Origin of the sequence: Streptococcus infantis, from assembly GCF_047460405.1 — a bacterium.
GTDB lineage: Bacteria > Bacillota > Bacilli > Lactobacillales > Streptococcaceae > Streptococcus > Streptococcus infantis_Q.
Map to the genome: position 1 here is coordinate 1 of NZ_JASHGH010000009.1, position 24,022 is coordinate 24,022.

Below are 24,022 nucleotides of genomic sequence, written 5' to 3' on the forward strand. Positions count from 1 at the left end.
CATATGAATCTTTCTAATGAGTTGTTTTGTCGCTTTTCATTATAGGTCATATGGGACTTTTTTTCTACAACAAAATAGGCTCCATAATATCTATAGGGGATTTACCCACTACAAATATTATAGAGCCACTAAATTAAGAGTCTGAGAACTATTTTGTCTCAGACTCTTTTTGTTTAAATACTTTTTCCTGGTAGGAGGGAAACTGGTAAGAAATAACCGGTTGTGGCAACTTCTTTTCCTTCGATTTTTTGAAGGAGTAAATCAACTGTCAGGCGAGCAATTTCTTCCAAGGGTTGTTTAATGGTAGTAAGGTGAGGATAGAAATTCTCGATAAAATAAGTTCCATCGTAACCAATAACCTTGAGTTGTTCTGGAACAGAGATACCAAGTTCCTGAGCAATCTTCATAACCAAGATGGCTGTTAAATCGTCTGATGCGAAAATAGCATCTGGTTTTTGTTTGGTTAGGATAGTTTTGATTTCCATTTCTTTTCGAAGGGGTGAAAAGTCACTGGAAACATTGATAATGGGAGCCTTGGGTAAGATTGAAGCAAAACCAGCATGGCGAAGTCCAGTTGGTGAATTGGAGTTATCATTACCTGTAATCATAATGACAGACTTAGCTCCAGTTTTCGCTAAAGTTTGAGCTGCAAGGACTCCACCAGCATAGTTATCAGAGGAAACGACAGGAATGTCTGGTGATAGGTTACGGTCAAAAGAAATAATTGGAGCTGTTACGCGATTGTAGTCTTCAATCCCTAAGTTATGGCTACCAGAGATAATGCCGTCCACTTGGTTGGCTTCTAGCATTTCAAGATATTCACGTTCTTTTTCCGAATCGTGCTCACTGTTACAGATGATTGTCTTGTAGCCTTTTTTGAAGAGTTCGTGTTCCAATTTGTCAATCAATTCAGCATAGAAAACATGGCTGATTTTTGGGAAAATCAACCCAATTAACTTGGCTGATTTCCCTTGGAGGCTACGAGCTAGGTTGTTGGGTTTATAACCCAACTCCCGCATAGCTTCATTGACCTTTTGAATAGTTTTTTCAGACAGATAACCTTTTTTATTGATAACACGTGAAACAGTAGTAGGGCTGACGCCAGCTAATTTTGCGACATCAGTTAGTTTTGCGACCATATTCTAATTCGTAGTATGTTCCAGTTGGGTTTCCAGATTTAATGAGGATTCCATTTTGATCTTCATGAGGGAAGACACGACCAGAAAATACTTTTTCTCCTTTATTGATGAAAATTTCAAAGACTGAATTATCGATGAAGATATTTACAGTAGTAGCTTGGTTGTCGATTGAACATGAGCGAGTAGTTCCAAATTCTTGAGCATATTGCTCACCTGCTTGACTGCGGTCAACAGTAACTTGACCATTGACAAGGTCAAAATTGATGGAGAGTCCCTTACCGTCTTTATCTGCAAGAAGAACGATTTCACTTTGACTATTAACTGCTAAGTTAAGTTCGAGTTCGTAGGTGTTTTTGGTTTCAGAACGATTTGAAAATTCCTCTTTTGAGGTACGGAGTTCTTTGATAGCAGCTACAGGATACTGATAGAGTTTGCCATCTTTAGTGGTTAATTCTTTGACCAATGAGAAAGTCCCTTGGTGATCAAAACGATCAGATGGATAAGACACATCTGGCAAACCAAGCCAACTAACAGCAAGAGCGCGTCCATCAGGGGCATTGAAGGCTTGAGTGGCATATGCTTCGAAACCATAGTCTAGATTGTGTAGTTCAGAAACATCTACCATACGTGCATTTTCAGGATCAAAGGAAGCACCAATTTTATACATATTTGGATAGATATTGTCATAGTCAAGAACCTTTTTATCCAAACCTTGTGGGCAGTAGAGAAGGACAGGTTGTTCTCCGACAAAGACAAGATTTGGGCACTCCATCATATAGGCAGTGCGGTCATTGTTGAAGTCCAAATCACCAACTTCTTGCCAGTTTGTATAATCGTTATCGACTGCTTTGTAGAGACGGACAAATCCTTTTTTCTCCAGGTCTTGTCCACCAACGATTGCGTAGTATTGTCCTTTAAAGTTAAAAATCTGTGGATCGCGGAAGTGGTCAGTAGCATCAGCAGGTTGATCAATCAAAACTTTGTCAATTTTTTCAATCTTACCGTCCTTATCCATCAAGGCACCAATCTGATAAGGGTGGCGAACCCAGTTTTCATCACGGACATTTCCTGTATAGAAAAGGAACAATTGGTTGCCAAATTGCATAGCAGATCCAGAGTAAGCGCCGTGGCTATCCAGTGGAGTATCAGGCAAGATTTTAACACCTGTTTCAGTAAAGTGCACCAAATCGTCACTCTCAAGTTGAACCCAAGATTTCAAGCCGTGGGCTGCTCCAAAGGGGAAGTTTTGGTAAAAGACAATCCACTTACCATCAAAATAAGAAAAACCGTTTGGATCGTTGAGAAGTCCTTCCTTTGGTTCAATGTGATAGCTGACATGCCATGGGGATTGCGCCATCTTTTCTTGGATTTCTTTTCTTTCTTCTTGTGTCCAATCTTCATAACGTCTGTAACGACGTTCAGTAGTCCATTCCATTTCTATTTCCTCCATAAATTCTACTATCTTAATAGTAAACGTTTCCTTATAAAAAAGCAAGTCTTTTACACTAAATTAAAGAAAAAAATGTCAAACGATTGACAGAGTTTGGAAACGTAATTTTATGGAAAATGATGAAAATATGAAAGTTTTTGAAAAACTTTAAAGTAAAAACCTTGATTTTAGAGGGTGTTATGGCTGTGTTGATGAAAAAAATAGCAAAAACAATCAAAAAATAAAAAATAGCAAAATTTTTTCTGCAAAACGCTTGACATATTTTTTAAACGTGATAGAATAATATTCGTGGGGCGAGTAAAATCGCTTTCAAACAAGAACAAATTTTTTTATAAGGAGATTTTTGCAAATGACCAATACAGAAATTGCAAAAAAAGTCATCGAAGCCTTGGGCGGACGTGAGAATGTTAACAGTGTAGCTCACTGTGCTACTCGCCTTCGTGTTATGGTGAAAGATGAAGCGAAGATTAACAAAGATGCTATTGAGAACTTGGAAAAAGTTCAAGGTGCTTTCTTTAACTCAGGTCAATACCAAATCATCTTTGGTACAGGTACAGTTAACAAGATGTACGATGAAGTCGTAGCTCTTGGTTTGCCAACGACATCTAAGGATGAGATGAAGGCAGAAGCTGCTAAACAAGGAAATTGGTTCCAACGTGCCATCCGTACTTTTGGTGACGTCTTTGTTCCAATCATTCCAGTTATCGTAGCAACTGGTCTCTTCATGGGTGTTCGTGGTCTCTTGAATGCTCTTGGAATGACACTTCCAGAAGATGTTACAACTTACACTCAAATCTTGACTGACACAGCATTCATTATCTTGCCAGGTTTGGTTGTTTGGTCAACCTTCCGTGTATTTGGTGGTAACCCAGCTGTTGGTATCGTTCTTGGTATGATGCTCGTTTCTGGTTCACTTCCAAATGCCTGGGCTGTTGCTTCTGGCGGTGAAGTAACTGCTATGAACTTCTTCGGATTTATCCCAGTTGTTGGTTTGCAAGGTTCAGTTCTTCCGGCCTTCATCATCGGGGTTGTCGGAGCTAAGTTTGAAAAAGCTGTTCGTAGAGTGGTTCCAGATGTACTTGATCTCTTGGTAACACCATTCGTAACACTCCTCGTAATGTCAATTCTTGGTTTGTTTGTTATCGGACCAGTCTTCCACGTTGTTGAAAACTATATCCTTCTTGGAACAAAAGCTATCCTTAACTTGCCATTTGGTCTTGGTGGTTTCTTGATTGGTGGAGTTCACCAAGTTATCGTCGTATCAGGTGTTCACCACATCTTCAACTTGCTTGAAGTTCAATTGCTTGCTACTGACCATGTTAACCCATTCAACGCTATCATCACAGCTGCCATGACTGCTCAAGGTGCTGCAACAGTAGCCGTTGGTGTGAAAACTAAAAATCCAAAACTTAAAACACTTGCTTTCCCAGCTGCTCTTTCTGCCTTCCTAGGTATTACTGAGCCTGCTATCTTCGGGGTTAACTTGCGTTTCCGTAAACCATTCTTCCTTTCATTGATCGCTGGTGCAATCGGTGGTGGATTGGCATCTATCCTTGGTCTTGCTGGTACTGGTAATGGTATCACAATCATCCCTGGTACAATGCTTTACATTGGTAACGGACAACTTCCACAATACCTTCTTATGGTAGCTGTATCATTCGCTCTTGGTTTTGCTCTTACTTACATGTTTGGTTATGAAGATGAAACTGATGGAGAATCAACTGTAAAAAAGCCTGAAGTTAGCGAAGAAGTAGTAGAAACTGCATCTAAGCTAACAGACGAAACAATCCAAACACCAATCGTTGGTGACGTAGTTGCCCTTTCAGATGTTAATGACCCAGTCTTCTCAAGTGGAGCTATGGGACAAGGTATCGCTGTAAAACCTAGTCAAGATGTTGTTTACGCCCCAGCTGATGCTGAAGTGACAATCGTCTTCCCAACAGGACATGCTTATGGTTTGAAAACTGCAAACGGAGCTGAAATCTTGATCCACGTGGGTATCGACACTGTTTCAATGAACGGTGAAGGATTTGACCAAAAAGTTGCTCAAGGTGACAAGGTTAAAGCTGGAGATGTTCTTGGAACATTTGACTCAGCTAAGATTGCTGCTGTAGGTCTTGATAACACAACAATGGTTATCGTGACAAACACTGCAGACTTTGCTTCAGTAAATCCAGTTGCTTCTGGATCAGTTGCTAAAGGTGATGCAATCATCGAAGTTAAAGCTTAATACTCTTCGAAAATCAAATTCAAACTGCGTCATACTCGCTTTGCCGTATGTATGTGTTACTGACTTCGTCAGTTCTATCTACAACCTCAAAGCCGTGCTTTGAGCAATCCGCAGCTCGATTCCTAGTTTGTTCTTTGATTTTCATTGAGTACACTACTTTCGATTTAATAGATCAAAAAACGAACAAATGTCATGTTTGTTCGTTTTTGATTGAATCGTAAAATTTACAGAGGAAAAACTAAAATATAGAGCAACTTTCCTTCTTGAAATATGCTATAATAGAGAAAATAAAAACTAGAGGTTTATCATGACAAAATTATACGGAAGCTTGGAAGCGGGCGGTACAAAATTTGTCTGTGCTGTCGGTGATGAAAACTTTAACATTGTAGAAAAAACACAATTTCCAACAACAACTCCTATCGAGACAATCGATAAAACCATCGAGTTCTTTTCAAAATTTGATAATCTTGCAGGTCTTGCAATTGGTTCATTTGGTCCCATTGATATTGACAAAAACTCAAAGACTTATGGCTTTATCACAACAACTCCAAAACCTCACTGGGCAAATGTGGACTTGCTTGGTGCCCTCCGTCGCGCTCTAAACGTTCCAATGTACTTCACAACAGACGTAAACAGTTCTGCCTACGGTGAAGTAGTAGCACGTAATAACGCAGGTGGACGAATCGAAAACTTGGTTTACTACACAATCGGTACAGGTATCGGAGCTGGTGTTATCCAACGTGGTGAGTTTATCGGTGGCGTGGGTCACCCTGAGATGGGACACTACTATGTGGCTAAACACCCAATGGATATTGAAAAAGAATTCAACGGTGTTTGTCCTTTCCACAAAGGATGTTTGGAAGGCTTTGCGGCTGGTCCAAGCTTAGAAGCTCGTACAGGAATTCGTGGTGAAAACATCGAACTTAACAACTCTGTATGGGATGTTCAAGCCTACTATATCGCTCAAGCAGCAGTAAACGCAACTGTAACTTTCCGTCCAGACGTTATCGTATTTGGTGGTGGGGTTATGGCCCAACAACACATGCTTGACCGTGTGCGTGAGAAATTCACATCCTTACTCAATGGTTACCTACCAGTTCCGGATGTACGCGACTATATCGTGACACCAGCTGTTGCAGGTAATGGTTCGGCTACACTTGGAAACTTCGTTCTTGCTAAGAGCGTAGCAAAATAAGTAAAAAAAATGAGGTCGAGATTTATCTCGGCCTCTTTCTTTAGTCTTTTTCAATTTTCGTTTCCTGATGGAATATATTTTGCCAAGTTTCATGTCTGCGCCAGATACTTGTATGGATGGTGTCACCAATCTGATAGCGGATGAGTTTTGTCTTCTGACTAATGGAGGTCAAGTGAAGTTCCTTGATAGCAGAGGTTAGTTCTTTTTCCTCCTTATAGGATTCCTTGTCTAGTTCTTGTCCGTCTTGGCGAATATAAATAAAATCTTCAGCCAGTAATTCTTCCAATTGATTTCCTTGGTCAATTAGTTGCTCTCTCATGAGCAATTTTTTATAGACATTATCTAGAATTTCATCTTCAGGAATCGGTGCTGGTTCGATATGAATATCGGTATCAAAGACGCCAAAGCGTTCTGATAACATGGATTCAACCTGATCTGCAATTTTGTGACTTTCGAAAACGGAGAGGTCTGGATTCATCTCGAGAGTAATGTCTAGATAAATATTACTTCCATAAGTACGACCCCGTTGTGATTTGACCTTGCTAATCTTAGGGATTTCCATGATAGCCTTTTGGTAATCTTCGAGCAAGTGCTCATCAAAACCATCTGAAAGGCTGAAGGATGACTCGATAAAGATATCGTAGGCAGTTTTGAGGATAAAGAAGGTGATAACGATGGCAACCAATTTATCCACGAGAGGGAAGTTAAAACTGCTGGCTAGGATGGCGATAGTGGTTCCAAGTGAAGTGACCGCATCTGATAGATTGTCCTTGGCAGCTGCTTTCAGTGCCTTAGACTTGGATTGCTTGCTGAGGTGAGTGTTGTAGAGATAGACTCCAAACATAATCACTGCAGAAACCACTCCCAAAATCGCTCCAAGTGGGTCAATCACAGTTTCTTCGCGACTGATAATCTTTTGAATCGTATCTCGTAAGACATCAAAACCAACATAGAACATGATGATAGAAGTGATAAGACTTGCCAAGTCCTCGATTTTCCAGTGACCGAAACGATGGTCTCTATCTGCTGGCTGTCGGGCCAATCGAATCCCTATGAGGAGGGCAACATTTCCGATGATATCAGAAACGTTGTTGAAACCATCCGCCACCAAACTGGACGAGTGAAGGAGGTGGCCCGCTGCTAACTTAGCTGCTGACAAGAAAAGGTAGGTCAAGATGCTAATAATAGCACCTCGCTCAGCTAATTTCAAGTTTGAAACTGATTGATTCATCTGACTCTCTTCCTAGAATTTTTGTATTCTATCATTATACTGGTTTTGTAAGGAAAATTCAAATGGAGTGGTTGGGGAGATTTGCATAGATTCAACAGATTTTTTGATTGAAATATGATAGAATATAAAGTAATCATAATTTTAGAGAGAGTTTTCCATGACCCAAAAACAAATCACAGATAGAATGATTCGCATTGGTTTGATTGTGCTACCATTTTTTATTTTTTATGGATATAGATTGATGAAAGGCTTTGAATATCCAGTCGTAGATGATATCATGGTCAATCAAACCATACTATCTGGTGATAATATGTTGCTCCCTTACATTGGGATTATGTTGTCATCTGCTTTAGTATTCCTTCAGCAATTGTTTACAACTTGGAATGTTTATTTTATTTTCCTAGCCCTTAGTTTTTGCTTGAGCTTTAGTGTATACTTGGATTCTTTTTTCAGGAAGAAACTTTATTTTGTTCTTCCCCTACTTGTTATACTTCAAATGATTTTGATGAAGTATTTCTCGTTTTCAGTAATTGCTTATTTGTTGTCTACAGCAGGGATACTTTTATTATTCGATAGAAAATACATCGTAGGAGCTCTGTTGTCTCTGATTGGATTGTCGATTAGACCGCAAATCATTGCCAGTTTATTGCTACTTTTACTGCCGTTTCTAGTTTTTGAAGTAATCAAAGAGAAAAAGAAAAAAGAGCTTTTCGTATTATCTGCTCTTATTTTACTTATCTTTGCTTCTAATAAAGTTTACACCTTAACGAAACCAGATGTTCAAGAATACCTAACTTGGAATACTCTGAGTACCAATTTGAGAGATTTCCCTGCAATTGATTATGAGAAGCATGCCAAGGAATTTCAGGAATTGGGGGTCAGTGAAAACGACTTATCTGCTTCAACCTACTGGTTATTTGCTGAAAAAGATGCTTTGAACAATGAGTTGTTAACAAAAATTCAATCCGTACGTTCTTTCTCTGAGAAGTACTCCTTTAATGTATTTCAGATGGTGAAAGATTATTTCCAAAACATTATTTTGACAACCTTTCTTCTTGTTATGGTTGGCTGGTTTTTGTTCTTCAAGCCTAAGAAAGTCTATGGCTGGTTACTCCCGCTTGTTCCATTTGCACTCATCGGTGCACTATTTGTTAGGCAGAGAGTAGTAGAACGTGTTTATATCCCGATTATCGTTAGCTTTTTAATCTTTTTCGTCTACTATGCGCCCTTATTTTACAATAAGCGTAAACTGTTGAAAGAAAGAGGAATTTTTTATAGTCTACAACTTGTAGGAATGCTGGCGAGTATGGCCTGGGTAAATAGTGTGGGACAAGAACTTTACTGGTTCCCAATCATTCAATCATCCATGATATCAGAGTATCATGATGTAGTGGAAAAACATTCTGATAAATTGCTTGTTTTTGGCGGTTATGGAACACTTGTCAATTCTCAACCAAGCTTGGCTACGATTAGAATGAAGCCTGATCAGTTAATTGAAAATACAACAACCTTAGGTAATTGGCAAACTTTTTCGCCACATTACTATCAATTAATGGAAAACTACAATGTGGAGGACCCTAGTAATCTTCTTTCATCGGCTTTAGATAAGGAGAACATCCTATTCTTTTGGTCACCTTCCTCAGGAAATATGGATCGGGTCAAAAAAATTATGAAAGAACATTACCAGAAAGATATTTATTTTGAAGAAGTTGAGTTGGTCACTTCTGATATGAATCTTTATCGACTAAGAACAGGAGAAGATAGATAGGATGAAAAAGCGCATAGGTTACCTAGATATGGCTAAGGGGCTAGCGATTATACTTGTTATTATAGGGCATAGCAGTTTTGTGCCTCTTGGTGCAAAAATACTCCTCTATGTTTTTCATATCCCCTTATTTTTCTTCTTGTCAGGTTTTACTTTAAATGTCACTAAATACAAAACATTTAAGGAATATTTTCTTAGCAAGGTGAAAAGTTTGGTCGTTCCCTTTTTTTGCCTGAATATTTTTGTTTTTCTCTTTCAACTCTTTGTCATGTATCCTGAACAAGTGTTTAGTTTTAATCTTATTCATTTTACTAAACAGTTATTGTTGTCAGACCGCTTGCATGTTTATTTTCAGTTATGGTTTCTGAATGTCATGTTTTTAGCACATGTTTTTAGTTACTTTATTCTCAGAAAAAAATGGACCATTATCCAATGGTTTTTGATTAGTGTATCACTCTTGCTTCTAGTCATTTTAGGGCAAAAAATCTATGCTTGGCATTTTTATCTTATCTGGAATATTGACCTGGTCCCTGTAGCCATTATCTTTACACTCTTAGGTGTCGGAGTGAGAAAATATTTAGCGCAGATGGAAAAGTTTTTTGCAATTTATTATTTGCCGCTTGCCTTATTGCTAACTATGGTGATAGGTAAACTAAACTATAATTTGAGCGGGAAACAGATTGTTGATCTTTACTATCAACAGATTGGAAACCATCTCTTGTTTTACATTGCTGCAATTTCAGGTATATGGTCCACCCTCATATTCTTTAAGTCAATTCCTGAAATGACTCTCTTGAAATCAATCGGTCAAAGAACCTTGATTTACTATGGTGTCCATGCCCCGATTGTTTTAGTATTGGTAGAAAAATTAGTTTTACAATTATCTACAAGATATACCGGTATTTTTGTGAATGCCTATATTACAACAAGTGTTGTGACAATATTGACTTTGGTAGGGTGTGAATTGATTGTCAGAGTATTTAGAGGGACTAATTTCCCTTTTGGATTTAAGAGGTTAGGAGACAAAAATGAGTAGAAATAATCCGATTTTATATATCGTGATTCCATGTTATAACGAAGAGCAGGTATTGCCTCATACTAACCCAATGTTTGTGGGAAAAATAGAGGAGCTTGTGAAAAATCAAGAGGTTCATCCAAATAGTAAGGTCATGTATGTGAATGATGGCAGTAAGGATAAAACTTGGGAACTTATCCAAGAATATGCTTCATCGAATCCATTTGTTGTAGGTATTTCTCAAAGTCGAAACCGTGGTCATCAAAGTAGTGTTCTTGCTGGGATGTACGAAGCTGCAGAATTTGCGGATATCGTGATTACCATTGACGCAGATGGTCAAGATGATATTGATTGTATGAATCAGATGATTGCTGAATATAAGTCAGGTTCAGAGATTGTCTACGGCGTTCGTGATAACCGAGAGACAGATTCGGCTTTTAAACGTATTACAGCAGAGGGGTTCTATAAGGTGATGCAACTATTTGGAGCGGATGTCGTTTTTAATCATGCTGACTATCGTTTAGTCTCCAAACGTTTTATTCATGAACTTGCTAAATTTAAAGAAGTAAACTTATTTCTTCGAGGCATTATGCCTCTTGTAGGGTTTAAGTATTCCTACGTGACTTATAAACGCCATGAGCGGATTGCTGGTGAGAGTCACTATCCACTCTCTAAAATGCTTGGTCTAGCTATGGATGGAATTACTAGCTTATCGATTAAACCAATCCATTTGATTACTAGCTTGGGAGTTATGACTTCACTGTTTAGTTTTTTGTTGATCATCTGGGTTTTGTGGAGCAAATTTGTTGGTACAGTAGTAGCTGGATGGGCCAGTACCTACGCCATTGTAAGCTTACTTGGCGGGGTTCAACTCATTAGTCTTGGTGTAATTGGGGAATATATCGGAAAAATCTATCTAGAAACGAAACAACGTCCAAGATATATTATCAGCGACCGCACCTATGATGAGAATAATGACTAACTCCACTCCAACACTTGAAAACTTTTGAAAATCTGTTATAATAGAACTACTCAAGGGAGTAGCTGGCGGTTAACCGCGATAGTGTCGTCATTCCGAATTATTTCCGGCACTATATTAAACAGCGAGACTTGTTTTTTTAAAAAACAGGTCTCTTTTTTTGTAAAAAGAGGCCAAAAAGGAGGAGACTGTTTTGTCAAAAGAACAAAATAAAGATTTGTTTTACACGCAATCTTCTGAGGAGGTCCTAAAGAATTTGGACTCATCTGTCGAAGGTTTGTCAACTGCTCAAGCTCAAGAACGCTTAGCGACTTATGGTCGTAATGAGTTAGAAGAGGGCGAAAAACGTAGCCTGCTAGCTAAATTCCTAGATCAATTTAAGGATTTGATGATTATCATCTTGCTAGCGGCAGCGGCACTTTCTGTGATTACAGAAGGGATGGACGGTTTAACAGATGCCATTATCATCTTGGCCGTTGTTGTCTTGAATGCAGCCTTTGGTGTTTACCAAGAGGGGCAAGCAGAAGCAGCGATTGAAGCGTTGAAAAATATGTCTAGCCCCATGGCTCGTGTTCGTCGTGATGGTCATGTCATTGAGATTGACTCAAAAGAATTGGTGCCTGGGGACATCGTCTTGCTAGAAGCTGGAGATGTGGTGCCTGCCGATATGCGTTTGCTTGAAGCGGCGTCTCTTAAAATCGAAGAAGCTGCTCTTACTGGTGAATCTGTACCAGTTGAAAAAGATATTACTCAAGTGGTAGAAGCAGATGCTGGTATTGGGGACCGCGTTAATATGGGTTACCAAAACTCAAACGTAACTTACGGTCGTGGTATTGGTGTCGTAACCAATACTGGTATGTATACAGAAGTTGGTAAGATTGCGGATATGTTGGCAAATGCCGATGAGACTGAAACCCCATTGAAGCAAAGCTTGGAACAATTATCTAAAGCCTTGACTTACTTAATCGTTGTGATTGCGATTATCACTTTCTTGGTTGGTGTCTTCGTCCGTGGGGAACATCCATTAGAAGGTTTGATGGTTGCAGTAGCCCTTGCGGTTGCGGCGATTCCAGAAGGTCTCCCTGCCATTGTAACCATCGTTCTCTCTTTGGGAACAACAACCCTTGCCAAACGTAATTCAATCGTTCGTAAATTACCAGCGGTTGAAACACTTGGTTCAACAGAAATCATCGCATCTGATAAAACAGGTACCTTGACCATGAACCAAATGACGGTTGAAAAAGTCTATACTAATGGTCAATTGCAAAGCTCAGCAGCTGAGATTGCTGCTAGCAACAATACCCTTCGCATCATGAACTTTGCCAATGATACCAAGGTGGACCCATCTGGTAAGCTGATTGGTGATCCAACGGAGACAGCACTTGTACAGTTTGGTTTGGACCACAACTTTGATGTTCGTGAAGTCTTGAAGGATGAGCCACGTGTAGCTGAATTGCCATTTGACTCAGACCGTAAACTCATGTCTACCATTCATAAGGAAGCAGACGGTTCTTACTTTATCGCTGTCAAGGGTGCGCCTGACCAATTGCTCAAGCGCGTGACTCGTATTGAAGTCAATGGGGAAGTTCGCCCAATCACAGAAGAAGATAAAAATGCTATCCTTGCAACCAACAAAGACTTGGCTAAACAAGCCCTCCGTGTCTTGATGATGGCTTACAAGACAAGTAACGAAATTCCAACCTTGGAATCTGAAATTGTTGAATCTGACCTCATCTTCTCTGGTTTGGTCGGCATGATTGACCCTGAGCGCCCAGAAGCTGCAGAAGCTGTTCGTGTTGCTAAGGAAGCGGGTATCCGTCCAATCATGATTACGGGTGACCACCAAGATACAGCGGAAGCTATTGCCAAACGTCTTGGAATCATCGATCCAAATGATACAGAAGACCATGTCTTCACTGGAGCTGAGTTGAATGAACTCACTGATGAAGAATTCCAAAAGGTCTTCAAACAATACTCTGTTTACGCTCGTGTATCACCTGAGCACAAGGTTCGTATTGTGAAAGCATGGCAAAAAGAAGGTAAGGTTGTTGCCATGACAGGTGACGGGGTTAATGACGCGCCATCACTTAAGACAGCTGATATCGGTATCGGTATGGGGATTACTGGTACAGAGGTTTCTAAGGGTGCTTCTGATATGGTCCTTGCCGATGACAACTTTGCAACCATTATCGTAGCGGTAGAAGAAGGACGTAAGGTCTTCTCAAATATCCAAAAATCAATTCAATACCTCTTGTCTGCCAATATGGCTGAGGTCTTCACTATCTTCTTTGCAACCCTATTTGGTTGGGATGTGCTTCAACCAGTGCATTTGCTATGGATTAACCTGGTAACAGATACGCTTCCAGCTATCGCTCTTGGGGTTGAACCAGCTGAGCCAGGCGTTATGACTCACAAACCTCGTGGACGTAAGTCTAACTTCTTTGATGGTGGTGTCTTCGGAGCAATCATTTATCAAGGAATCTTCCAAACCATGCTAGTTCTAGGTGTTTATGGTTGGGCTCTTCTCTTCCCAGAGCACCAAAGTCATACTGAAATCCATGCGGATGCCCTTACCATGGCTTTTGCAACTCTCGGTTTGATCCAATTGCTCCATGCCTTTAACGTTAAGTCGGTTTACCAATCTATCTTTAAAGTGGGACTCTTTACCAACAAGACCTTTAACTGGTCTATCCCAGTTGCCTTCGTCCTCTTTGTGGTGACAATTTTGGTTCCTGGATTTAACAGTCTCTTCCACGTGTCACACTTGAGTTTGACTCAATGGATGGTTGTTGCCGTAGGAGCGCTTATGATTGTAGTCCTTGTTGAGATTGTCAAAGCAATCCAACGAGCACTTGGAAAAGATAAAAACGCTATTTAAGCATTATGAAAAGTCATCTTCGGATGGCTTTTTGTTTGTATATAAAGGTAAACTGACAAAGATTTTATGCTATAATCAAGGAGAATGATATCGCATGGAGGAAAGAATCTTGGAAAAGAAAATAGTAAAAGATATCTTGTTTTTGTCGCAGGTATCCCAGCCTGCTAGTCAGGAAGATTTACCCCTAGCAAAGGATTTGCAGGATACTCTACAGGCTAACCGAGAAAGCTGTGTTGGACTAGCGGCCAATATGATTGGGGTACAAAAACGTGTTATTATTTTTAATATCGGAATGATTCCCATGGTTATGTTTAATCCAGTTCTCAAATCTTTTGAAGGGTCATACGAAACAGAGGAAGGTTGTTTGTCTTTGACAGCAGGGAGACCAACAACTCGGTATGAAAAGATTACTGTGGCTTATCGGGATATCCATTGGCAAGAGCAAACCATTACCCTGACAGGATTTCCTGCTCAGATCTGTCAGCATGAATTGGATCATTTGGAAGGGATTATCATATAAGCAGGTTCAGATTATCTTTCACTAGAATAGTGGATGATTTTTCAAACTACATAACTAAAAAACCTCGTTTTTCTTGAACTATTGTTTGAAATTTGTGATAATAAATGAAAGAATAATAAATGGAGGACAGTCAAATGGGATTTTATCTGATGATTGGTTCGATGTTGCTTGGTCTTTTCGCTTTGAAGATAGGATTTTCTCATCTAAAGGAGAAAAAGGTTACTCTTTCATCTATCTTGACAAGTTGCCTTGGAACAGCACTCGTTCTCTTTGCGATCTGGTTAGGATTGCCAAAATAAGAAAAGAAGCCTCGGTAGTCACCGAGGTTTTTAGGTGCAAAACCTTGGTAGTCATAAAAAAATATGCTACACTAAGACTATGAAAATTCTAATCCCAACTGCAAAAGAAATGAATACAAATGTTCCTAGTTTTGAAGCAAATCCCTTGCGTCCTGAAAGTCAGGCTGTATTGGATGCATTAGCGACATATTCTGCCCAAGAACTGGAAAGTTTTTACAAAATATCTGCCGAAAAAGCGCAAGAGGAGTATGACCATATCCAGGCCTTGAAAAATGAAACTGCGACAAACTATCCAGCCTTGCACCTCTTTGATGGACTCATGTATCGCAACATCAAACGGGAAAATCTCACCAAGGAGGAGCAAACCTATCTGGAGAAACACCTCATGATAACGTCAGCTCTTTACGGTGTGATTCCAGCCTTTGCACCGATTGCACCTCACAGACTGGACTTTTTGATGAAGCTTAAAATTGCTGGGAAAAGCTTGAAAAGTCACTGGCAATCAGCTTATGAAGAGTCGGTGAAGGGTGAAGAACTAATCTTTTCACTCTTGTCTTCGGAGTTTGAAACTGTCTTCCCTAAAGAAATCCGTGAGAAAATGGTGACCTTCAAGTTCATGGAAGATAGAGATGGAAAACTAAAAATCCACTCAACCATTTCTAAAAAAGCCCGAGGGGCTTTCTTAACAGCCTTGATGGAAGGTCAGGTAGCTTCGGTTGAAGAGATTAAAAAGCTCAGTTTTGCAGGTTTTACCTATCGAGACGACCTGTCTAGTGACAAGGAAATGGTCTTTGTAAAATAGATTGAAAATAGCGTCTGCTCTTGATTGAATCAGGGCAGGCTTTTTTATGATTTGATGCTTCTATTTTTAGTTCAGAATGGTAGGAATTTTCTCACAATTTTGGTATAATAGGACTATTAGAAAATTTCAAGGAGACAAACATGTCAGTTAAGATTGCTTTACTTGGATTTGGTACAGTAGCCAGTGGTGTGCCATTCTTACTAAAGGAAAATAGAGAAAAAATTGTTCAAGCAGCCCAGTCAGAAATTGAAGTAGCTAAAGTTTTGGTCAAAGACGATCAAGAGAAAGCCCGCTTGCTTGAAGCAGGAAATGATTTTAATTTTGTAACAAATATCGATGAAATTTTGTCAGACAAAGACATCACGATTGTTGTTGAGTTGATGGGACGTATCGAACCTGCTAAAACCTTTATCACTCGTGCTTTAGAAGCAGGGAAACACGTCGTGACAGCTAACAAGGATCTTTTAGCAGTCCATGGTGCAGAATTGCTTGAGGTAGCCAAAGCTCACAATGTTGCCCTATACTACGAAGCAGCTGTTGCGGGAGGAATCCCAATCCTTCGTACCTTGGTTAACTCACTAGCATCAGATAAAATCACACGTGTTCTTGGTGTTGTCAATGGAACATCTAACTTCATGATGACCAAAATGGTAACAGAAGGCTGGTCTTATGAAGATGCTTTAGCAGAAGCCCAACGACTTGGCTTTGCTGAAAGTGACCCTACCAATGACGTTGACGGGATTGATGCAGCCTACAAGATGGTCATCCTCAGCCAGTTTGCTTTTGGGATGAATGTCAAGTTTGAAGATGTAGGCCACCAAGGAATTCGCAACATCACTCCAGAAGATGTAGCAGTAGCTCAAGAGCTTGGTTATGTTGTTAAATTAGTTGGTTCTATCGAAGAAACGGCTTCTGGTATTGCTGCTGAGGTTACGCCAACCTTCCTTCCTAAAGCTCATCCACTCGCAAGTGTTAACGGTGTTATGAATGCGGTCTTTGTGGAATCTATCGGTATCGGCGAGTCTATGTACTATGGACCAGGTGCAGGTCAAAAACCAACTGCAACAAGTGTTGTGGCTGATATTGCCCGTATCGTTCGTCGTTTGAATGATGGAACAATTGGAAAAGCCTTTAATGAATACAACCGTCCAGTAGTCTTGGCTAAGCCAGAAGATGTCAAAGCTAATTATTATTTCTCAATCTTGGCTCCAGATTCAAAAGGTCAAGTCTTGAAATTGGCTGAACTCTTTAATGCAGAAGATATTTCCTTCAAGCAAATCCTTCAAGATGGTAAGCAAGAAGGCAAGGCTCGTGTTGTCATTATCACTCATAAAATCAACAAGGCGCAACTTGAAAATATTACAGCAGCTTTGAAGGGTGTAGCTGAATTTGAACTTCTCAACACCTTCAAGGTTTTAGGAGACTAAGATGAAGATTATTGTACCTGCTACAAGTGCCAATGTGGGTCCTGGTTTTGACTCGGTTGGCGTAGCTGTAACTAAGTATCTAGAAATTCAGGTTTGTGAGGAACGTGAAGAATGGATGATCGAGCACCAACTAGGCAAATGGATTCCACGTGATGAACGTAATCTTTTGCTGAAGATTGCTTTACAAATTGTTCCAGACCTACAACCCAGACGCCTGAAAATGATCAGTGATATTCCACTTGCGCGTGGACTTGGTTCTTCTAGTTCAGTCATCGTTGCAGGAATTGAGCTGGCAAATCAACTCGGAAATTTGAAATTAAGCGATCACGATAAATTGCAATTGGCGACTAAGATCGAAGGGCATCCTGACAATGTTGCGCCGGCTATCTATGGTAATCTGGTCATTGCGAGCTCAGTCGAAGATCAGGTTTCAGCAGTGGTAGCACCCTTCCCAGAGTGTGCTTTCCTAGCTTATATTCCAAACTATGAATTGCGAACTCGCGATAGTCGTGGTGTCTTGCCTAAGAAATTATCATACAAGGAAGCTGTTGCAGCAAGTTCTATCGCCAATGTGGCTATCGCAGCTCTACTGACAGGAGATATGGTCAAAGCTGGCCAAGCTATCGAGAGTGACCTTTTCCACGAGCGTTATCGTCAAGATTTGGTGCGAGAATTTGCGACAATTAAAAAAGTTGCTAAGAGAAACGGTGCTTATGCGACCTACTTGTCTGGTGCTGGGCCTACGGTCATGGTTCTAGCTGAGCCTGATAAGATGCCGAAGATTAAGGCAGAGCTTGAAAAACAACCGTTCAAAGGCAAGCTTCATGATTTGCAAGTAGACACACAAGGCGTGCGCGTTGAAGAAAAATAAATATAGCGATAGGATGGGGAAACTCTCTATTAGAGGGCTTCCTATCCTTTTTTTGAAAATGAAAGATGGGATATGAAATGTTTCCCACTTTTGCTGACCGATAGATGGTCAAGGGGGTATGAGATGGCAGAAATATATCTAGCAGGTGGTTGCTTTTGGGGCTTAGAGGAATACTTTTCCCGTATTTCTGGAGTGTTGCAAACCAGTGTTGGTTATGCTAATGGTCAGGTAGAAACTACCAATTATCAATTAATTAAAGAAACAGATCACGCAGAGACTGTGCAAGTTATCTATGATGAAAAGACAGTGTCGCTCCGTGAGATTTTGCTTTATTATTTCCGAGTCATTGATCCTTTATCTTTCAACCAACAAGGGAATGACCGTGGTCGTCAGTACCGCACAGGGATTTATTACCTAGATGAAAAGGATTTACCGACTATCTATGCTCTTGTCCAAGAGCAGGAGCGCATGCTCGGTCGCAAGATAGCGGTAGAAGTGGAGAAACTCCGTCACTATATCCTGGCTGAAGACTATCACCAAGACTACCTCAAGAAAAATCCTGGTGGTTATTGCCACATTGATGTGAGAGATGCTGAAAAACCACTGATAGATGCCGCCAACTATGAAAAGCCTAGTCAGGCAACGTTACGAGAAAATTTGTCAGAAGAGTCCTACCGTGTCACCCAAGAAGCTGCTACGGAAGCTCCCTTTAGCAATGCCTATGATCAAACCTTTGAGGAAGGAATTTATGTCGATATCACGACGGGAGAGCCCCTCTTCTTTGCTAAGGACAAGTTTGCCTCAGGCTGTGGTTGGCCAAGCTTTAGCCGACCTATCTCCAAGGAACTCATCCATTACTATCAGGACTTGAGTCACGGTATGGAGCGTATCGAAGTTCGGTCACGTTCGGGGAATGCCCACTTGGGACATGTCTTTACAGACGGACCTCAGGAACTAGGTGGTTTACGCTATTGTATCAATTCTGCCTCTCTACGATTCATTGCTAAGGATGAAATGGAAGAGGCTGGTTATGGCTACCTACTTCCATATTTGAACAAATAAAAAGATGGTGGTTTTTCCACCTTCTTCATTTTGAAAATAGAAGGGACATATGAAACAATTACTTTCTTACTTTAAACCCTACCTCAAGGAGTCTTTCCTAGCACCTCTGTTTAAACTGCTAGAAGCCGTTTTTGAACTCTTGGTACCCATGGTGATAGCTGGAATTGTTGACCAATCCATCCCTCAAAAAGATCAGGGTCATCTGTGGATGCAAATGGGCCTCCTCTTTGTTTTTGCAGTCATCGGTGTCCTAGTCGCCTTAGTGGCCCAATTTTACTCAGCCAAGGCAGCGGTTGGATTTGCCAAGGAGTTGACCAATGACCTCTATCGTCATATTCTTTCATTGCCCAAGGATAGTAGAGACCGTTTAACGACTTCGAGTTTGGTGACGCGTTTGACATCAGATACCTATCAGATTCAAACGGGAATCAATCAATTCTTGCGCTTATTTTTAAGGGCTCCTATTATTGTTTTCGGTGCCATTTTCATGGCATATCGTCTCTCGCCTGAATTGACCTTCTGGTTTTTGGTCATGGTTGCCATTTTGACCCTTGTCATTGTCGTTTTATCACGGTTGGTCAATCCCCTCTACAGTAGTTTGAGAAAGAAAACAGACCAGCTGGTTCAGGAAACGCGCCAACAGATACAAGGGATGCGTGTGATTCGTGCTTTTGGCCAAGAAAAACGAGAAATTGAACATTTTCAAGTACTAAACCAAGTCTATATGGCTATCCAAATGAAAACAGGCTACTGGTCTAGTCTCTTGACACCCTTGACCTATTTGATCGTCAACGGAACTCTGCTGGTGATTATCTGGAATGGCTATATTTCTATCCAAGGAGGCTGGCTCAGTCAGGGTGCCTTGATTGCCCTGATTAACTATCTTCTACAAATCTTGGTAGAGTTGATAAAACTAGCCATGCTCATTAATTCACTCAACCAGTCTTATATTTCTGCCAAGCGGATTGAAGAAGTCTTCGCCGAAAAACCTGAGGATATACTGGCAGAAATTGCTCAAAAAGAAACTTCCTCGAACCAGTCCTTACGAGTTGAACACTTGAGCTTTACCTACCCAGATGCTGCTCAACCATCCTTGCAAAATCTTTCTTTTGCTATGCAACAAGGACAAATTCTTGGAATCATCGGGGGGACTGGTTCTGGTAAGTCAACCTTGGTCCAGATCCTACTTGGCCTTTATCCGGCAGATAAGGGAAGCATTTCCCTTTATCGAGATGGACGTAGTCCTCGTGATCTTTCTGAATGGCGATCTTGGATGGCCTATGTTCCTCAAAAGGTTGAACTCTTTAAGGGAACCATTCGTTCTAACCTGACTTTGGGTATGGAAGACCCTATCTCTGACCAAGAACTCTGGCAGGCTTTGGAAATTGCTCAAGCCAAGGACTTTGTCAGTGAAAAGGAAGGCCAGCTGGACGCAGAGGTTCAAGCAGGCGGTCGTAATTTCTCAGGTGGGCAAAAACAACGTTTATCGATTGCCCGGGCAGTCTTGCGTCAAGCACCATTCCTTATCCTGGATGATGCGACTTCGGCTCTTGATACCATTACCGAGTCTAATCTTCTAAAGGCCATTCGGGAAAACTTGCCCGATACTAGTTTGATCTTGATTTCCCAACGAACTTCAACCTTGAAGATTGCTGATCAAATTCTTCTTTTAGAGAAAGGGGAGCAATTAGCACTTGGAAATCATGAGGAATTGATGGAGACTAGCCAAGTCTATCGTGAAATCAATGCATCCCAACATGGAAAGGAGGACTAGAATGAAAGGCAAACATGCAAGTCAAACCCTTAAACGATTAGCAAAAGATTTAGCTGGCCATCCCGTCCTTCTTTTCCTGGCTTTCTTGGGTACCATTGCTCAGGTAGCCCTATCAATCTATCTACCAATCTTGATAGGACAGGTGATTGACCAAGTCCTAGTCGATGGTTCATCCCAGCTATTTTGGCAGATTTTCCTCCAGATGATTATAGTGGTGATTGGAAATACTCTAGTACAATGGGCCAATCCCCTTCTATATAATCGCCTCATCTTTTCCTATACCAGAGATTTACGAGAAAAAATTATTCAAAAACTCCATCGTCTTCCGATTGCCCTTGTAGATAGACAAGGTAGTGGAGAAATGGTCAGCCGTGTAACGACAGATATCGAGCAGTTGGCAGCGGGTTTGAATATGATTTTTAACCAATTTTTCATAGGAGTTTTGATGATTTTGGTCAGCATCCTTGCTATGCTCCAAATCCATCTATTGATGACTCTCTTGGTTCTGCTCTTAACACCTCTATCTATGGTCATTTCACACTTTATCGCTATGAGATCCTACCATCTCTTTCAAAAGCAGACAGAGACTAGGGGGATTCAGACTCAGTTGATAGAAGAATCGCTCACCCAACAGACCATTATCCAGTCCTTCAATGCTCAGGAAGAATTTGTCGAGAGACTTCATGTGGCAAATGACAACTACGCAGGTTATTCTCAGTCGGCTATCTTTTATTCTTCGACAGTCAATCCTTCAACCCGTTTTGTCAATGCCCTCATTTATGCCCTACTAGCTGGTGTTGGAGCCTTGCGCATCATGGCGGGTTCAACTTTGACGGTTGGTCGATTGGTAACCTTTTTAAACTATGTGCAGCAGTACACCAAGCCTTTTAATGATATCTCATCAGTCTTAGCAGAGTTGCAAAGCGCCTTAGCTTGTGCAGAACGTGTTTATACTGTTTTAGAAAGTCCTGAGATTACAGAAACAGGTCTTAAAGAATTGAACAGCGACCAAGTCAAGGGAGCTATTTCCTTTAAGCGGGTTTCTTTTGGTTACAATCCTGAAGAAATCTTGATTAAGGATTTGTCTATTGATATTCCAGCTGGTAGCAAGGTTGCCATCGTTGGACCAACGGGTGCTGGAAAGTCTACCCTTATCAATCTCCTTATGCGTTTTTACCCGATTAACTCCGGAGATATTTTGCTAGACGGTCATTCTATTTACGACTATACTAGAGCATCTCTTCGACAACAGTTTGGGATGGTGCTCCAAGAAACTTGGCTCAAGCAGGGAACCATTCATGACAATATTGCCTTTGGTAATCCTGATGCTAGCCGAGAGCAGGTCATTGCAGCAGCCAAGGCAGCAAACGCAGACTTCTTTATCCAACAATTGCCACAGGGATATGATACCAAGCTTGAAAATGCAGGGGAATCCTTGTCTGTTGGTCAAGCTCAGCTTTTGACCATTGCCCGCGTCTTTCTAGCCATTCCTAAGATCCTGATATTAGACGAGGCGACTTCATCCATCGATACCCGGACAGAGGTGCTGGTTCAGGACGCCTTTGCCAAACTCATGAAAGGGCGGACAAGCTTTATCATTGCCCACCGTTTATCGACCATTCAAGATGCTGATTTGATTCTTGTCTTGGTCGATGGAGATATTGTCGAATATGGCAATCATGAGGAACTCATGACGAGAAAAGGCAAATACTATCAAATGCAGCAAGCAGCAACTTTTATCCCAGAATAAATGGGAAAGCCATTATAATGCCAATGAACAAACAAGAAAAGTTGCCTTCGGGTGACTTTTTTGTTACAATAGCTAGAAAAATTATCTGGTATGAAAGCTAATACTCAATGAAAATCAAAGAGCAAACTAGGAAACTAGCCGCAGGTTGCTCAAAACACTGTTTTGAGGTTGTAGATGGAACTGACGTAGTCAGTATCCTACACATACGGCAAGGCAACGTTGACGCGGTTTGAAGAGATTTTCGAAGAGTATAATTTAGAAAAGGAGCCTAGGAATGAAAGTCTTTCAGCATGTAAATATGGTGACTTGTGACCAAGATTTCCATGTCTATCTAGATGGGATTTTGGCTGTCAAAGAATCCCAAATCGTCTATGTCGGTCAGGAAAATCAAGAGATTCTTAAACAAGCAGATCAAATCATAGACTATCAGGGTGCTTGGATCATGCCTGGTTTGGTTAACTGCCATACTCACTCTGCCATGACAGGCTTGAGAGGGATTAGTGATGATAGCAATCTCCACGAATGGCTGGAGGACTATATCTGGCCAGCAGAAGCAGAATTCACACCAGAAATGACTACAAAGGCCGTCAAAGAGGCGCTAACAGAGATGCTCCAGTCAGGAACGACAACTTTCAATGATATGTACAATCCTAATGGAGTGGATATAGCTGAGATTTATGAGGCAGTCAAAGCTTCTAAGATGCGTTGCTATTTTTCTCCAACTCTCTTTTCTTCAGACGTGGAGACGACAGATGAAACTGTTGCAAGAACGCGTGCTGTCATCGGGACAATCAAAGGATATCAGGATCCCAATTTCAAGGTTATGGTGGCTCCTCATTCGCCCTACAGTTGTAGTCGAGAATTGTTAGAGGCTAGTTTGAACCTAGCAAAAAAAGAAGATATTCCACTTCATATTCATGTGGCAGAAACAAAAGAAGAGTCAGGGATTATCCTGAAACGTTATGGCAAACGTCCAATAGCCTTTCTAGATGAACTTGGGTATTTAGATCATCAGGCTGTATTTGCCCACGGTGTGGAGTTAAATGAAGCAGAAATTACCCGCTTGGCAGATTCGCAAGTCGCTATCGCCCACAATCCTATCAGCAACCTCAAACTAGCTTCGGGAATTGCACCAATCATTCAATTACAAAAAGCAGGTGTTCCAGTTGGTATCGCGACGGACTCAGTTGCTTCTAACAATAATCTCGATATGTTTGAGGAAGGACGCACGGTGGCCCTTTTACAGAAAATGAAGAGCGGTGATGCCAGCCAATTTCCAATCGAAACTGCCCTCAAGGCCCTGACGATCGAGGGTGCTAAGGTGTTGAGAATGGAAGATGAGATTGGTAGTCTAGAAGTTGGCAAGCAAGCAGATTTTCTAGTTATTCAACCTCAAGGAAAAATCCATCTCCAACCTCAAGAAAACATGCTTTCTCACCTCGTTTATGCTGTCAAATCCAGTGATGTTGATGACGTCTACATTGCAGGTGAGCAAGTCGTGAGAGCTGGGAAGGTACTAACAGTAGATTTGTAAGTGATACTCTTTCTAATTTTTTTAAAGCTAGGTCGGTGTTGTCTTGACCTCGTTTGCTCTAACAAGCTTATTGAGTGGGTATTTATTGTGTAGGCCGTAAA

Annotated in this window: 18 protein-coding genes; 15 read left to right on the forward strand and 3 right to left on the reverse strand. The window is 40.9% G+C overall.

The genetic code is table 11. From position 1 onward, the window contains the following. Positions 1-173: 173 nt before the first annotated feature. Together QM928_RS05280 and QM928_RS05285 are read right to left on the reverse strand one after the other, a co-directional pair. Positions 174-1,139 (reverse strand): LacI family DNA-binding transcriptional regulator, encoded by a 966-nt coding sequence (locus QM928_RS05280; RefSeq protein WP_414274066.1) that lies wholly within the window; start codon positions 1,137-1,139, stop codon positions 174-176. Continuing rightward, positions 1,120-2,574 (reverse strand): sucrose-6-phosphate hydrolase, encoded by a 1,455-nt coding sequence (locus tag QM928_RS05285; protein WP_414294717.1) that lies wholly within the window; start codon positions 2,572-2,574, stop codon positions 1,120-1,122. The genes QM928_RS05280 and QM928_RS05285 overlap by 20 nt, the downstream gene beginning before the upstream one ends. 364 nt (positions 2,575-2,938) lie before the next feature. On the opposite strand from QM928_RS05285, the gene QM928_RS05290 reads away from it, so the two are divergent. Both QM928_RS05290 and scrK read left to right on the forward strand, forming a co-directional pair. Next, a complete protein-coding gene (locus QM928_RS05290) occupies positions 2,939-4,819 on the forward strand; it encodes a sucrose-specific PTS transporter subunit IIBC (RefSeq protein ID WP_075230624.1) in 1,881 nt (626 codons plus the stop codon). Positions 4,820-5,126: 307 nt separating this feature from the next. Beyond that, a complete protein-coding gene (scrK, locus tag QM928_RS05295) occupies positions 5,127-6,014 on the forward strand; it encodes a fructokinase ScrK (protein WP_371607603.1) in 888 nt (295 codons plus the stop codon). A gap of 40 nt (positions 6,015-6,054) precedes the next feature. Here scrK and QM928_RS05300 read toward each other — a convergent pair whose 3' ends face one another. After that, positions 6,055-7,245 (reverse strand): cation diffusion facilitator family transporter, encoded by a 1,191-nt coding sequence (locus tag QM928_RS05300; protein WP_371607602.1) that lies wholly within the window; start codon positions 7,243-7,245, stop codon positions 6,055-6,057. Between the two features lie 157 nt (positions 7,246-7,402). On the opposite strand from QM928_RS05300, the gene QM928_RS05305 reads away from it, so the two are divergent. The 13 genes from QM928_RS05305 to QM928_RS05365 all read left to right on the forward strand — a co-directional run bounded on the left by QM928_RS05305 (position 7,403) and on the right by QM928_RS05365 (position 23,921). Beyond that, a complete protein-coding gene (locus QM928_RS05305; RefSeq protein ID WP_414294716.1) occupies positions 7,403-9,013 on the forward strand; it encodes a hypothetical protein in 1,611 nt (536 codons plus the stop codon). A 1-nt stretch (position 9,014) separates the two neighbouring features. Then, positions 9,015-10,046 carry an acyltransferase family protein gene (locus tag QM928_RS05310; protein ID WP_153225023.1) on the forward strand — a complete coding sequence of 344 codons (1,032 nt, stop codon included), beginning with the start codon at positions 9,015-9,017 and terminating at the stop codon, positions 10,044-10,046. Further along, positions 10,039-11,007: a glycosyltransferase family 2 protein gene (locus QM928_RS05315; protein ID WP_414284204.1), complete on the forward strand. Its 969-nt coding sequence runs from the start codon at positions 10,039-10,041 to the stop codon at positions 11,005-11,007. The genes QM928_RS05310 and QM928_RS05315 overlap by 8 nt, the downstream gene beginning before the upstream one ends. A 190-nt stretch (positions 11,008-11,197) precedes the next feature. Further along, positions 11,198-13,882: a cation-translocating P-type ATPase gene (locus QM928_RS05320; protein WP_414284202.1), complete on the forward strand. Its 2,685-nt coding sequence runs from the start codon at positions 11,198-11,200 to the stop codon at positions 13,880-13,882. Positions 13,883-13,991: 109 nt separating this feature from the next. Next, positions 13,992-14,402 carry a peptide deformylase gene (locus QM928_RS05325; protein ID WP_414294720.1) on the forward strand — a complete coding sequence of 137 codons (411 nt, stop codon included), beginning with the start codon at positions 13,992-13,994 and terminating at the stop codon, positions 14,400-14,402. Positions 14,403-14,536: 134 nt separating this feature from the next. Continuing rightward, positions 14,537-14,701 carry a DUF3953 domain-containing protein gene (locus QM928_RS05330; RefSeq protein ID WP_060956070.1) on the forward strand — a complete coding sequence of 55 codons (165 nt, stop codon included), beginning with the start codon at positions 14,537-14,539 and terminating at the stop codon, positions 14,699-14,701. Positions 14,702-14,780: 79 nt separating this feature from the next. Next, a complete protein-coding gene (yaaA, locus tag QM928_RS05335) occupies positions 14,781-15,503 on the forward strand; it encodes a peroxide stress protein YaaA (RefSeq protein WP_414294715.1) in 723 nt (240 codons plus the stop codon). A gap of 140 nt (positions 15,504-15,643) precedes the next feature. After that, entirely contained in the window at positions 15,644-16,930 is a 1,287-nt protein-coding gene (locus QM928_RS05340; RefSeq protein ID WP_414294714.1) for a homoserine dehydrogenase, read from the forward strand. 1 nt (position 16,931) lies between these two features. Further along, positions 16,932-17,801 carry a homoserine kinase gene (thrB, locus tag QM928_RS05345; protein ID WP_075231419.1) on the forward strand — a complete coding sequence of 290 codons (870 nt, stop codon included), beginning with the start codon at positions 16,932-16,934 and terminating at the stop codon, positions 17,799-17,801. A 123-nt stretch (positions 17,802-17,924) separates the two neighbouring features. Further along, complete coding sequence (gene msrB / locus QM928_RS05350) at positions 17,925-18,863, forward strand: peptide-methionine (R)-S-oxide reductase MsrB (RefSeq protein ID WP_414284383.1); 939 nt, start codon at positions 17,925-17,927, stop codon at positions 18,861-18,863. A 49-nt stretch (positions 18,864-18,912) separates the two neighbouring features. Then, entirely contained in the window at positions 18,913-20,637 is a 1,725-nt protein-coding gene (locus QM928_RS05355) for an ABC transporter ATP-binding protein (RefSeq protein WP_414294713.1), read from the forward strand. Position 20,638: 1 nt separating this feature from the next. Then, entirely contained in the window at positions 20,639-22,387 is a 1,749-nt protein-coding gene (locus QM928_RS05360; protein ID WP_414294712.1) for an ABC transporter ATP-binding protein, read from the forward strand. Positions 22,388-22,661: 274 nt separating this feature from the next. Beyond that, on the forward strand, positions 22,662-23,921 hold the full coding sequence (locus tag QM928_RS05365; protein ID WP_414294711.1) for a TRZ/ATZ family protein: 1,260 nt from the start codon (positions 22,662-22,664) through the stop codon (positions 23,919-23,921). Positions 23,922-24,022: the final 101 nt, after the last annotated feature.

Bases quoted from the DNA above. Each gene is read 5' to 3' on its own strand.
- QM928_RS05280 (WP_414274066.1), bottom strand. From the start codon at position 1,139: ATGGTCGCAAAACTAACTGATGTCGCAAAATTAGCTGGCGTCAGCCCT.
- QM928_RS05285 (WP_414294717.1), bottom strand. From the start codon at position 2,574: ATGGAATGGACTACTGAACGTCGTTACAGACGTTATGAAGATTGGACA.
- QM928_RS05290 (WP_075230624.1), top strand. From the start codon at position 2,939: ATGACCAATACAGAAATTGCAAAAAAAGTCATCGAAGCCTTGGGCGGA.
- scrK (WP_371607603.1), top strand. From the start codon at position 5,127: ATGACAAAATTATACGGAAGCTTGGAAGCGGGCGGTACAAAATTTGTC.
- QM928_RS05300 (WP_371607602.1), bottom strand. From the start codon at position 7,245: ATGAATCAATCAGTTTCAAACTTGAAATTAGCTGAGCGAGGTGCTATT.
- QM928_RS05305 (WP_414294716.1), top strand. From the start codon at position 7,403: ATGACCCAAAAACAAATCACAGATAGAATGATTCGCATTGGTTTGATT.
- QM928_RS05310 (WP_153225023.1), top strand. From the start codon at position 9,015: ATGAAAAAGCGCATAGGTTACCTAGATATGGCTAAGGGGCTAGCGATT.
- QM928_RS05315 (WP_414284204.1), top strand. From the start codon at position 10,039: ATGAGTAGAAATAATCCGATTTTATATATCGTGATTCCATGTTATAAC.
- QM928_RS05330 (WP_060956070.1), top strand. From the start codon at position 14,537: ATGGGATTTTATCTGATGATTGGTTCGATGTTGCTTGGTCTTTTCGCT.
- yaaA (WP_414294715.1), top strand. From the start codon at position 14,781: ATGAAAATTCTAATCCCAACTGCAAAAGAAATGAATACAAATGTTCCT.
- QM928_RS05340 (WP_414294714.1), top strand. From the start codon at position 15,644: ATGTCAGTTAAGATTGCTTTACTTGGATTTGGTACAGTAGCCAGTGGT.
- thrB (WP_075231419.1), top strand. From the start codon at position 16,932: ATGAAGATTATTGTACCTGCTACAAGTGCCAATGTGGGTCCTGGTTTT.
- msrB (WP_414284383.1), top strand. From the start codon at position 17,925: ATGGCAGAAATATATCTAGCAGGTGGTTGCTTTTGGGGCTTAGAGGAA.
- QM928_RS05355 (WP_414294713.1), top strand. From the start codon at position 18,913: ATGAAACAATTACTTTCTTACTTTAAACCCTACCTCAAGGAGTCTTTC.
- QM928_RS05360 (WP_414294712.1), top strand. From the start codon at position 20,639: ATGAAAGGCAAACATGCAAGTCAAACCCTTAAACGATTAGCAAAAGAT.
- QM928_RS05365 (WP_414294711.1), top strand. From the start codon at position 22,662: ATGAAAGTCTTTCAGCATGTAAATATGGTGACTTGTGACCAAGATTTC.